At 71.2% G+C, this 11,699-nt stretch carries 10 protein-coding genes and 2 pseudogenes; 5 read left to right on the top strand and 7 right to left on the bottom strand.

The features are described 5' to 3' along the window. Positions 1 to 39: 39 nt before the first annotated feature. The 3 genes and pseudogenes from LCE31_RS05775 to LCE31_RS05765 all read left to right on the top strand — a co-directional run bounded on the left by LCE31_RS05775 (position 40) and on the right by LCE31_RS05765 (position 2,794). Positions 40 to 2,061, top strand: coding sequence for a CocE/NonD family hydrolase (locus LCE31_RS05775; protein ID WP_225012883.1), 2,022 nt, complete (start codon positions 40 to 42; stop codon positions 2,059 to 2,061). A 90-nt stretch (positions 2,062 to 2,151) separates the two neighbouring features. Beyond that, positions 2,152 to 2,403, top strand: coding sequence for a hypothetical protein (locus LCE31_RS05770; protein ID WP_225012877.1), 252 nt, complete (start codon positions 2,152 to 2,154; stop codon positions 2,401 to 2,403). Beyond that, a pseudogene (locus LCE31_RS05765) lies at positions 2,400 to 2,794 on the top strand (DNA-binding protein). The gene LCE31_RS05770 and the pseudogene LCE31_RS05765 overlap by 4 nt, the downstream one beginning before the upstream one ends. A gap of 39 nt (positions 2,795 to 2,833) precedes the next feature. Here the strand turns inward: LCE31_RS05765 and LCE31_RS05760 are convergent. After that, a complete protein-coding gene (locus tag LCE31_RS05760; RefSeq protein ID WP_225012876.1) occupies positions 2,834 to 3,430 on the bottom strand; it encodes a TetR/AcrR family transcriptional regulator in 597 nt (198 codons plus the stop codon). Between the two features lie 178 nt (positions 3,431 to 3,608). On the opposite strand from LCE31_RS05760, the gene LCE31_RS05755 reads away from it, so the two are divergent. Continuing rightward, positions 3,609 to 4,763, top strand: a complete 1,155-nt coding sequence (locus LCE31_RS05755; protein ID WP_225012875.1) for a serine hydrolase domain-containing protein — start codon at positions 3,609 to 3,611, stop codon at positions 4,761 to 4,763. On the opposite strand, the gene LCE31_RS05750 is transcribed toward LCE31_RS05755, so the two are convergent. The 4 genes and pseudogenes from LCE31_RS05750 to LCE31_RS05735 form a co-directional block, all read right to left on the bottom strand. Next, positions 4,760 to 5,674: an aldo/keto reductase gene (locus tag LCE31_RS05750; protein WP_225012882.1), complete on the bottom strand. Its 915-nt coding sequence runs from the start codon at positions 5,672 to 5,674 to the stop codon at positions 4,760 to 4,762. The two genes, LCE31_RS05755 and LCE31_RS05750, sit on opposite strands and share 4 nt — an antisense overlap. Before the next feature lie 248 nt (positions 5,675 to 5,922). Continuing rightward, positions 5,923 to 6,051, bottom strand: a pseudogene (locus tag LCE31_RS05745) (hydrolase); the annotation flags it as partial. A gap of 93 nt (positions 6,052 to 6,144) precedes the next feature. Next, entirely contained in the window at positions 6,145 to 6,354 is a 210-nt protein-coding gene (locus LCE31_RS05740) for a DUF397 domain-containing protein (RefSeq protein WP_225012874.1), read from the bottom strand. Between the two features lie 13 nt (positions 6,355 to 6,367). Next, entirely contained in the window at positions 6,368 to 7,222 is an 855-nt protein-coding gene (locus LCE31_RS05735; RefSeq protein WP_225012873.1) for a helix-turn-helix domain-containing protein, read from the bottom strand. 208 nt (positions 7,223 to 7,430) lie between these two features. Between LCE31_RS05735 and LCE31_RS05730 the strand changes: the two genes are divergently transcribed. Further along, positions 7,431 to 7,748, top strand: coding sequence for a hypothetical protein (locus LCE31_RS05730; RefSeq protein ID WP_225012872.1), 318 nt, complete (start codon positions 7,431 to 7,433; stop codon positions 7,746 to 7,748). Between the two features lie 16 nt (positions 7,749 to 7,764). On the opposite strand, the gene lspA is transcribed toward LCE31_RS05730, so the two are convergent. Together lspA and LCE31_RS05720 are read right to left on the bottom strand one after the other, a co-directional pair. Next, positions 7,765 to 8,316, bottom strand: a complete 552-nt coding sequence (gene lspA, locus LCE31_RS05725; protein WP_225012871.1) for a signal peptidase II — start codon at positions 8,314 to 8,316, stop codon at positions 7,765 to 7,767. A 385-nt stretch (positions 8,317 to 8,701) separates the two neighbouring features. After that, complete coding sequence (locus LCE31_RS05720) at positions 8,702 to 11,563, bottom strand: choice-of-anchor D domain-containing protein (protein ID WP_225012870.1); 2,862 nt, start codon at positions 11,561 to 11,563, stop codon at positions 8,702 to 8,704. Positions 11,564 to 11,699: the final 136 nt, after the last annotated feature.

Genomic DNA, 11,699 nt, shown 5'->3' with positions numbered 1-11,699 from the left:
CCCCACAGGCCCGAAAAGGTGACCGGTATGTCCCCCAGCATGCGTCCCGCCCCCGGTCCGGCCATCCGCACGGACTTCCCCTACGAGACGACCCGCGAGGACGTCCGCATCCCGCTGCCCGGCGGCCTGCGCCTCTACGCGCGCGTCTGGCGCCCGGTCACGGGCGAGCCCGTGCCGGCCCTCCTCGAATACCTGCCGTACCGGCTGAGCGACTGGACCGCGCCCCGCGACTGGCAGAGGCACCCCTGGTACGCGGGGCACGGCTACGCCTCGGTACGGGTCGACGTGCGCGGGCACGGCAACAGCGAGGGCGTGCCGGGCGACGAGTACGACGCCACGGAGCTCGCCGACGGCGTCGAGGTGATCCACTGGCTCGCGGCCCAGCCGTGGTGCGACGGCAAGGTCGGCATGTTCGGCATCTCCTGGGGCGGCTTCAACTCGCTCCAGCTCGCGGCGCTCGCGCCCGAGCCGCTGAAGGCGATCGTGACGGTCTGCTCCACGGACGACCGCTACGACAACGACGTCCACTACCTGGGCGGCTCGGTGCTCGGCGTGGACATGCACGCCTGGGCGGCCACGATGCTCGCCTTCGTGTCGCGTCCGCCGGACCCGGCGTACGCGGGCGAGCGGTGGCGCGAGATGTGGCTGAACCGGCTGGAGGCCATGGACCCCTTCATCCACACCTGGCTCTCGCACCAGACCCGCGACGCCTACTGGAGGCACGGCAGCGTCTGCGAGGACTACTCCGCGATCGGCGCGGCCGTCCTCGCGGTGGGCGGCTGGCACGACCCGTACCGGGACACGGTGCTGCGCCTGGTGGAACACCTCGATCCGGGGCGGGTGCGGGGCATCATCGGCCCCTGGTCGCACCAGTACCCCGACCGCGGCCTGCCGCCCGGCCCGGCGATCGGCTTCCTCCAGGAGACGCTGCGCTGGTGGGACTGCCACCTCAAGGGCCGGGACACCGGGGTGATGGACGAGCCGCTGCTACGGGCCTGGATCAGCGCGTCGCATCCGCCGGCCACGGTCTACCCGGAGCTGCCGGGGCGCTGGGTCGGCGAGCCGGCCTGGCCCTCACCGAACGTCACGCCGGTGCCGTACGCCTTCCGGGGCGAGCCCGCCCTCGTCGACTCGCCGCAGCACACGGGCCTGGACGCGGGGCGCTTCTTCCCGTTCGGCAACGACGCCGACCTGCCGCCCGACCAGCGGGACGAGGACGCCAAGTCGGCCTCGTTCGAGTTCGCTGTCGGCGCGGACGGGACGGCGGTCGAGATCCTCGGCAGGCCGCGGGTCCGGCTGCGGCTGCGGCTGGACGCCCCGGCGGGCCAGGTGGTGGCCAGGCTGTGCGACGTGGGGCCCGACGGCTCGTCGACGCTGGTGACGCGCGGCGCGCTGAACCTGTCGGCGCGCGACGGCCGCGACCGGGTCGTGCCCTGGCCCGAGGGCGCCACCGAGGACGTCGAGTTCGAGCTGAACGGCATCGGCCACACCTTCCCGCCCGGGCACCGCATCCGGCTCGCGGTGTCGTCCGCGTACTGGCCCTGGATCTGGCCGCAGGCGGCCTCGGCGGGCTTCGTCCTCGAACCGGAGGGCTCGGGCCTCGACCTCCCCGTCCGTACGCGCACCCCGGCGGACGCGCCCATCGGCTTCCCGCCGCCGGAGGAGTCCGAGCCGCTTGAGGTGGTCTACCCGGCGACGCTGGAGCCCGCCCGCCCCGAACGGCTCATCACCCGCGATGTCGCGGAGGGTGTCTGGCGGCTGGAGGTCGACCCGAAGTACGGCGGCACCCGCGTCTACCCGGACGGCCTCGAGTTCACCGAGGACGCGCTGGAGACGTACACCATCCAGGAGAGCGACCCGCTCTCCGCCACCGCCGCCTCCCGCTGGACGGTCCGCCTGCACCGCCCGGACCTCGGCTGGGACACCCGCGTGGAGACCCGCTCCGAGACGGCCTGCGACGCGGACCACTTCCTGACCGCCAACGAGGTGATCTGCCGCGAGGGCGACGAGATCGTCTTCCACCGCACCTGGGAGAAGCGCATCCCGCGCACGGCGGGGTGACGCGCGGCCGGCCGACTCCGCCGCCGCAGCGCGGCCGGCCCCGCGCAGGTTTCGGGGCCGGTCGCCCCTACCGCTGGCAGGATCAGGACCATGTCCGGTAGCAAGAAATACTCGATCAGTCTCCCCGAGGATCTCGCCGAGACGGTACGCACCCACGTCGGCCCCGGCGGATTCTCCGCCTACATCGCCGAAGCCCTGGAGCACAGGGTGGCCATGGACAAGCTCCGCGAGATGGTCGCCGACTTCGAAACCGACAACGACCCGCTCACCCGGGAAGAAGTCGAAGGGGCCCGCGCCGTGCTGCGCCACGACCACCGCGAGGCCGGCGGGGCCGCCGCCTGACGCCCGGCACCCTCCTCCTCGACTGCGAGGGCCTGTCCAAGCTCCCCGCGGGGACCGCACCGTCATCGCCCTCGTCCAAGCCGCGCTCGAAGAGAACATGCGGGTGTGCACCACCGCGATGACTCTCCTGGAAGCCGACTACGAACGCGTACACCCGGCACGCGTCCAGTGGGCGCTCTCCCGCATCGACGTCCACGACATCACCGGAGACATCGCGGACCGGGCCGCGGCGCTCCTGCGCGACGACCGCCTCCATGGCCACAAGTACGCCATCGACGCCGTACTCGCCGCCGTCGCACGCGCCGCGCCCCACCCGGCCACCGTCCTCACCTCCGAGCCCGAGGACATCAGCCTGCTGTGCGGGCCCCTCGTCGAAGTCGTCAAAGTGTGAACTCGACACGGAGCAGAACGCGCTGACCGTGTCGGCGGTTCACGCGCCTGGTCCGAGGGCCGCCGACGCGTCGCTCTCGCGTACCGGCAGGCCGCGCAGAAGCACGCCGAGGAAGAGATCGAAGCGCGGTTCCACATGGCCGACCGGCACCGGCTGCTCCTCGGCCGCGAGCCAGCCGATCATCGTCGTGATGAAGACGAGGCAGCTATGGTCGGCCTCCTGCCGTGAGGCCCCGCTCCGGGCGAAGATCTCGGCACACGCCCTGCGGAGCCGGTCCACGGAGTGCGGGTTGTGCGCGTGGGGCCGCGACAGGTGCGAGGCATAGCCGGGCAGAGCGAGGAAGTGCTCGCGCATCAGCAGCGCCAGGCGCCTCAGCTGTGAACGCCAGTCCCCCGGCTCCTCGTCCACCGCTTCCGTGATCCGGTCGACGACCACTTCGCTGATGAGGTCGAACAGCTCGTCGCGGTTCTTGACCCAGCGGTAGAGGGCGCCGTGGCGGACGTCCAGCCGCTCGGCCAGCTGGCGCATCGTCATCGCGTCGATGTTGTCGAACGTGCTCACCGCCCGCACGATCCGCTCGCGACTGATCTGTGCCGGTCTGCCCGGTCGCCTGGCCGGAGTGGCGGCTTCGCCCATGGTCCCGACGGTACCCGACCGGCCCAGGTGGCACGCGGGGCACCTCGACCGAAGCGCCCGGCCGTCGGGGGCGGAGTGCGCGTCCCAGGTTTGTGACCACCGGCCACTAATGTCGTAGAGTGGACGCACGGGGTCGCTCGTGACGACGTGACCCGCCCGTTCAGAAGGAGGAGGACACATGCCAGAGACCGAAGTGCACGGCACCGTCGCCGACGGGTTCGAGGCGGTTCGCGACGAGTTCCGTACGATCGTGGCCCGCGAGGGCGGCGACCTGTCCGCGCAGGTCGCCGCGTACCACCAGGGGCAGCCGGTGGTCGATCTGTGGACCGGCAGCGCCACCGCCGAGGACTCCCTGCTGGCCATCTACTCGGCGAGCAAGGGCGTTTCCCACATCGCCGTGGCTCTGCTCGTGCAGCAGGGCCTACTCGACCTCGACACACCCGTCAGCCACTACTGGCCCGAGTTCGCGGCCAAGGGCAAGCAGGACCTCCTGCTGCGCGAGCTTTTCTCGCACCAGGCCGGGCTGGTCGGCGCGACCGGCGGGTTCACCATGGCCGAGCTGGCCGACGACCGGATCGTCGCCGAGCGGCTCGCCGCGCAGCGCCCGCTCTGGAGGCCCGGTACCACGTCCGGCTACCACGCGCTGGTGATGGCCGCACTCAGCGGCGAGGTCGTACGCCGCGTCACCGGTGAGAGCGTGCAGAGCTTCTACGAGGAGCGGGTGCGGCGCCCGCTCGGGCTCGACCTCTTCCTGGGGCTGCCCGCCGACCAGGAACACCGGTACCTGGCCGCGCAGCCGATGGTCGCCACCCCGGAACGGCTCGCCGGCCTTGCGGCGTCGGCGACCGCGCCGGACAGCGTCAGCGGCATGGCGTTCAACCGTCACGCTCCCGGCAACCGCGAGGTCTGGGAGCTCCCCAACCTCCCCTATGTCCGGGCGAAGGGAACCGCCTCCTTCGGAGGCGTGGGGACCGCGCGCGGCCTGGCCAAGCTCTATGCGGCGCTGACCGGCTCCGTCGACGGCCGTGAACCGTTGCTCGACGCGGACACCGCCGCCGCGTTCGCGCAGGTGCAGTCCAACGGATTCGACCTCGTGCTGCGGTCCCGGAAGGCGTGGGCCGTCGGGTTCCACACGTATTCCGAGATATACCCGTCGTTGGCCGCGGGCTCCTTCGGCCACAGCGGCGCGGGAGGTCAGCAGGCACTGGCCGACCCGCGCAACGGCCTGTCCTACTCCTTCCTGCGGCGCCGCTTCCTGTTCCCCGCCCAGGCCGACCCCGACCACGACCGCATGCTGCGCGCGCTGCGCGCCGCGGTGGACGCGCGGCGTTAAGCCCTCTCGTTCGCCTCAGGCCGCGCTCGAACCGGCTCCAGCAGCGCGAGTTCCGCCTCCGTCAGCCGCAGTGTGCCCGCCGCGAGGTTGTCGAGAAGATGGTCCGGGTCGCCCGTCCCCGGGATGGCCAGCACGTGCGCGCCCCGCTGGAGCGTCCAGGCCAGGCGCACCCGGGACGGCGAGACTCCGCGCGTACGGGCGAGGGCGGCGACCGTGTCGTGCTCAACGCGGACGGGCCCCGCCTCCCGCCCCTCGCCCGCGAGGGAGAAGAACGGCACGAACGCGATGCCGTGCGCGGCGCACAGACGGAGCATCTCCTCGCCGCCGCGCGCGTCGACGCTGTAGCGGTTCTGGACACACACCACCGGCGCGACGGCCTCGGCCTGCGCCAGATGGTGCGGGCGGGCGCTGGAGATCCCGAGGTGGCGCACGAGCCCGGCCTCGCGCAGCTCCGCGAGGGCCCCGAAGTGCTCGCTGATCGACTCCTGCCCCATGAGGCGCAGGTTGACCAGGTCGAGGTGGTCCCGGCCGAGCTGGCGCAGGTTCTCCTCGACCTGTCCGCGCAGCTGGTCGGGGCGCGCGGGTGCGGTCCACTCGCCGGACGCGTCCCGTGCGGGGCCGACCTTGGTGGCGATGACCAGGCCGTCCGGGTACGGCGCCAGCGCCGAGTTGATCAGCTCGTTGGCGGAGCGCAGCCGCGAGAAGTAGAAGGCCGCCGTGTCGATGTGGTTGACGCCGAGTTCGACGGCGCGGCGCAGCACACCGATCGCCTGGTCGCGGCTGCGGGGCGTGCCGTCGTGGAAGGCACCGCTCCCGGTCAGGCGCATGGCGCCGAACCCGATCCGGTTGACCGTGAGATCCCCGAGCCGCCAGGTGCCGGCGGCCCCGGCGAAGACCTTGTCCGTCGCCATCATCTCCCCCATGTGTCACCAACAGCCCGTTCTTCTCGGCGGGTTGCGAGCGGGCAGGCGTGGAGTATGCCCGGAAGGCGGCCCTGCGGAGAAGGAGCGGGGACGGCGGGCAATCTCACACCGGGGCCGGGAATCCGCGCAGGTCGGAGGGTGTTGATACGGGTGCCGCCGAGCGGGTGGGAGCCCCTGCGAGGGGTCCGTCGGCGCCCGACGCGCCGTCGGCCCGGCACGGGCGGCGCCCGGGGTCCTCAGCCGTACATCGCCACGCGGTAGAGAGCCGCGAGCGCGCCGTCGACGGGGTGGGGCGACGGCCTGCCCGAGGAGTCGAGCCGGTTCCACCGCTGCGAGTTGATTGCGACGGACATCTGCCGTTCGCCTCGCGAGCATCGAGGCCGCGGTCCCGCCCGGGCCGGTGCTCCGACAGTGAAGCCCCGCCGCAGTCTCGGGCCGACGTTCGTCCGACTGCCGGGCTACGCCTCGTCCGCCACGAAGTGGTCGAACTCCCCCGCCTTGACGCCCAGGATGAACGCGCGCAGCTTCTCGGGCGTCGTCGTGACAACGGTGTCGGGATCGTCGCTCTCACGGAGCTTGATGGTGCCGCCGTCCGCGTCGGCGGCGACGTTGATGCAGTTGGACGCGTTGCCGCTGTAGGAGGACTTCTGCCAGCTCAGGTTGGACATGCTCCTCATCCCATCACATGCTCCGGGCCAGGCTCCTCACCAGGTCTCGGGACTTTGCGGGCGAGAGAGCCATTTCCATCAGGCGATCCATCACCGCTCTGTAGCGGGCCAGTTGGGGTTGCGCGTCCAGGAATCCAGAAGACGCTTCCGTATCGAGCTGGACCGTGTCCAACTCCGGCACCTCAGCTTCGAAGTGGTCCATCCCCGATCCGGCACTCGGGTAACTACCCGTCCCGAACGGAATGACGCGCACAGTGATGTGCTCCCGCTCACCCATGTCCAGCAGGTGTTCCAGCTGCGCTCGGCTCACCTTCGGTCCACCGAAGCCGACCCGCAGAGCGGCCTCGTGAATCACGGTCGACAGCGGGATGGGCCGGTCCCCGTAAATGACCGCCTGCCGTTTGATCCTGAACGACAGCAGGTGCTCCGCCTCCGGCGGGTCGAAGGGCGGCACCACGTCCTGAATGACGGCCCGAGCATGGTCCATCGTCTGCAAGAGACCGGGCAAATGAAGGCCGCAGGCGACGCGCAGAGCGAGCGTGTGGTGCTCCAATTCGGCGAGGTCGAGAAAGGGGGCGGGCAGAATTTCGCGGTACTCCTCCCACCAGCCACGCGTCCGACCACCGGTGAGGCCCGTGAGGGCGTTGACGTACGCCTGATCCGTGCATTCGTAGAGCCGCGCCAGCGTACGTACGCGATCCGCACTGACCGGGTACCCGCCGCCTTCAATATTGCTGATTCGCGACTGGGTCGTGCCGTGCAGCCGGGCTGCCTCGGTGACGTTCAACTGCGCCTGTTCACGCAGGCGTCGAAGCTCAGCTCCAAGGCGTCGTTGCCTGATGGTGGGCGGGATCTTACTGGGTGGCATGACGGCTATCCCTTCTCGGCCAAGTAAGCGGATATCAGCCCGACACCCGAACGGGCTATGACTTTTCGGGGCGGTAGACAACGTACCACCGTCGTCGCTACGGTTGTGAGCCAAGCCACTCCAACTGGCCGCGCCGACAAGGCGTCCGTACCTCGCCATGCCCACGTACCGTCGGCATGCGCGCTGTTGCCGACAGGGGAAAACGCCAATGAGCACCGTACCGTCGCAGCATTCAGCCCCCGACTCGTACGACTACGAGTTCGAACTCGCCTCCCTCGTACAGGACACGGCTCCGCGCATGTTCGCCGTCGTCGTGGAGTACGCCGTGGGTACCGAGGACGCGGACGCCGTGGTCGTCGCGTGGGGGCACGCGCACGAGGGCGGCAGGACCGAGGTGGTGGGGACGCACGGGCGACGGTGGTCGCTCACGTCACCCGATCTCGTGACGCGGTTCTTCCCGCCCGCCGAGGGCTGTTCGCCCCGCCTCGTGTGGCTCGCGCCGGACGCGGCGCGGGAGGCGGCCTGAGGCGTGCCGGGCTCCGTTACGCCTTGCCCGCCGGGGCCGCCGCCTCCGGGCGGGTGTCGCGCTCGCGGCGGCCGTCCGGGGTGGTGCCGAGGAAGGACATCACGACCACGAGGACGCCGCCGCAGACGATCGCCGAGTCGGCGAGGTTGAAGACCGCGTAGTACTTCACGGAGATGAAGTCGACGACCGCGCCCCGGAAGATGCCCGGGGAGCGCAGCACGCGGTCGGTGAGGTTGCCGAACGCGCCGCCGAGGAGCAGGCCGAGCGCGAGGGCCCAGGGCACGCTGTAGAGCTTGTGGGCGATCCGGCAGATCACCACGATGACGATCGCCGCGATCACCGTGAACACCACGGTCAGGGCCTGCCCCATGCTGAACGCCGCGCCCGCGTTCCGGCTCTCCTGGAGGGTCAGCCAGTCGCCGATGAGCTGGACCGGCGCGTGGTTCTCCAGGTGCGCGACGACCAGGATCTTGCTGGCCAGGTCGAGCGCGTAGGCGAAGACCGCCACGGTGATCAGCACGCCGATGCGCCGACGGCGGCGCGCGGGCTCGGCGGGCTCACCGGTCACCGCCGGCTCAGTCGGCTCAGTCGGCTCAGTCGGCTCAACGAACTTCGCGGGCTCACCGGTTCTCGCCGGCTCAGTCGGCTCAACGGCCTCGGCGGGCTCGACCGTGTCGGCGGCCTCGGCTGTCGCGTCGGAGGCCGCGGGAGGCTGAGGGGTGTCTGAGGCGCTGATGGTCTACTCCGCGGGCAGGGGACGTGGAGGCTCGTCCGAAACGGGTGCAGCGAGGGCGTGCTCTCGCACGCGTAGGGTACGCCCCGCGCACGCCCCCCGTGACGCGGAGCACTCGGCCCGACACGCGCCGCAGGAGGCCGGACACGGCACGGTGCGGTGCCGCCGCGTACAGGACGTGTACGCGGCGGCACCCGGAGCGCTCTCCTGTGACGGGGGCTCAGCTGCTCGGGAAGACCTCGAAGTCCGAGAGCTGGCCCGCGTTCCACCCCGTGTTGGCGGTGATGTTGACCCGTACGTACCGGGCGGTGGAGCCAGGCACCGTGATGTTCACGGTGTTCTGGTTGGCGTTCGGGTCGAAGGTGTAGGCGGCGGAGGCCACGGCCGTGGTGAAGTTCGTGCCGTCCGTGGACGTCTGCACCGACAGGGTCTCGTTGCGGGTGTTCCACGCCGTGGCCGGCGGGAGCTTCAGCGTGACCTTGCCGACCTTGAAGCTGCTGCCCAGGTCGACCTGCGCCCACTGCGGGAACGAGCCGTTCTGGCTCTCCCAGTACGAGGACGCGTCCGAGTCGGTCAGATTCCCCGCGACGTACGGGTTGTTGCTGGAGCTGGCCGACGCGGGCCGGCCGGCCGCCACGTTCGTGCTGGAGCCGATGCCGCTGCCGGTGAGGGAGACGGTCGCCGGGCTGTTGTTGGCGTTGCTCTTGACGGTGAGGGTGCCCGTACGGGAACCGGCCGCCGTCGGCTTGAAGGTGACGGTCGCCGTGCAGGAAGCGCCCACGGCAATCGTGGAGCAGTTGTTGGTCTGGGCGTAGTCGCCGGAGACGGTGACGCCCGAGACGGTGGCCGCCGTGGTGCCGGAGTTGGTGAACTTCACCGTCTGCGCGGCAGCGGACTGGCCGACCACCGTGCCGGCGAAGTTCAGGCTGCCCGGGTCCGCGGAGAGCACGGGGCCAGGCGCGGTGCCGGTGCCGGAGAGGGTGACGGTGTCGGTGACGCCGCCCGCCTTGACCGTCAGCGAACCGGTACGGGCGCCCGCGGCGGTCGGCTTGAACGTGACGGAGACCGTGCACGAGCCCTTCGCCGGGATCGACGAGCCGCAGGTGTTGGTCTGCGCGAAGTCACCGCTGGTGGCGATGGAGGTGACGGACGCGGCCGAGCCGGTCGGGTTCGAGACCGTGGCGGTCCCCGCGGCGCTCGTGCCGCCGGTGGCGACCGAGCCGAAGTTCAGCGCGCTCGGCGCGGTCGTGACACCGTCGGCCGGGTACGGCGGGAAGTTCGGCGCAGGGAAGCCGCCGCAGTACGGCGTACCGCTGATGCCGGAGTTGCCGCCGCCGTCGGTGACGGCGAAGTTGCCGCCCTCGCAGCTGTAGACCGGGGCGGACGCGCCCACTCCGGTCGCCGTGACGTTGGTGAACTTCGCGGCGCCGCCGGTCTGTTCCTGGAGCGCGAAGGTGCCGGTGCCGGCGATGGTGACGTTGTTGAGGCTGACGCCGCTGACGGTGCCCTCGACCCACTGGACGCCCTCGTAGGGGCTCTGCTCGATCAGCGCGTTGGAGACGTTGACCGGGCCGGTGATGGCGCCCTGGCTGCCGTCGAACCACAGCGCGCCGACGCCGAACTGCCAGTTCGGGTCGAGGCTGCCGTCGCGGATCATGGTGTTGTCGGTGATGTTCGTGGTGCCGACCGGGGTCGACGTGAAGCGCTGCCCGACGTGGATGCCGCCGCCCTGGGTGAGGCCGGTGTCCTGGACGAGGTTGCCGCTCACCGTGTTGTCGTGGCCGCCGTAGATGGCGATGCCGTTGGCGAGCATCTGGAGCTGGACGGTGTTGTGGGAGATGGTGTCGTTCGCGTCGGCGCCGAGGGCCGAGTCGGCCCAGGTGGCGATGCCGTCGTCACCGGTGTTGCGGATGTCGCTGTTGGTGACGGTGGAGTTGGTGACGCCGCCGTGGAAGTTGATGCCGTCGGCCGTGGTGTCGCGGATGCGCAGACCGCTGAGGGTCAGCTTGTCCATCGGGCCGTCCATCCAGGCCCCGACCTTGTCGTGCTCGATCCACAGGTTCGACACGGACGAGTTGCTCATCGCGCCGCCGATGCCGTTGACCTGCGCGTTGTCGTCACGCTCGCCGACGTTGCCGAAGATCGCGAAGTTCTGGAGGTGCACATTGGTGCTGGGCGAGGGCGCCGAGTTGCCGTAGAAGCCGGGCGCCGTGCCCGTCACGGTGGAGTACCACATGCCGGCGCCCGCGACCGTCACGTTGTTGACCGCGATGTGGCCAGGGATGTTGTACGTGCCCGGCGGTATCCACACCGTGCCGCCCGAACCGGCCGCGCGCACGGCCGCGTTGAAGGCGTTGGTGGAGTCCGCCACGCCGCTCGCGTCGGCGCCCTCGCTGGTCACGGAGACGGAACCCGAGGGCTGCGGGAGCGCCGCGCCGACCTGCTCGAAGTCGGCGAAGTCGATGGTGTACGAGGAGGCCGTGTCGCCCGCGTCGACCTGGAGCTTGAAGGTCGTACCGGCCGGATACGTCTGCGGGAGCAGGCGGTGGACCTCGTCGTAGAAGTGGTGGGGGTTGCTGCCCGGGGAGTTGGTGAACGGGTAGCTGCCGTAGTACCAGCTGTACGCGTTGGTCAGGCTGAAGTCGCTCTGCTTGGTGTTGTTGATGTAGAGCGACAGCGGGGCGCTGTAGGCGGACCCGCCCGAGGTGTCGGGGATGCTGTAGCGGAAGTCGATCGAGTTCGTCGCCACCGGGGTGGTGAAGGTGACGTACTTGCCGGTGCCCTGGAGGGTCACCGCCTTGCGGTACGACGCCTCGTCGGCCAGCTGGCCCTGGGCGTAACTCGGGCCGATGACGCTGCCGTTGGTGGCAGCGTTCACGGGGTCTTCGGCCTGCACCTCGGCGTACGCGAGGTTGGCGCCGCTGCCGCCGGTGGCCGCCGCGGGTGCGGCGGCAGCGGCGAGCGGGGCCGGTGCGGCGAGGGCCGCGGGCGCCGTCAGCGCGACCGTCCCGCCTGCGGCGAGCAGGGTGCTGCCTGCCGTGACGAGAAGCGCTCTCCGTAGAGCGCGGATGGACTGGATCACGTGAGCCTTGCTCCTTTCGACGTGGGGGGGCGGCCGGGCCCCCCGCCCCCCCCGGCGCGGGGGGGGGGGGGGGGGGGGGGGGGGGGGGGGAGGGGGCGGGGGGGGGGCGCCCCGCGGCGGCGGGGGCGGGGGCGGG

It is taken from the genome of Streptomyces sp. 8L (assembly GCF_020176795.1).
In the GTDB taxonomy this organism is placed as follows: Bacteria; Actinomycetota; Actinomycetes; order Streptomycetales; family Streptomycetaceae; genus Streptomyces.
This window is presented reverse-complemented; position numbering and strand designations above follow the sequence as displayed.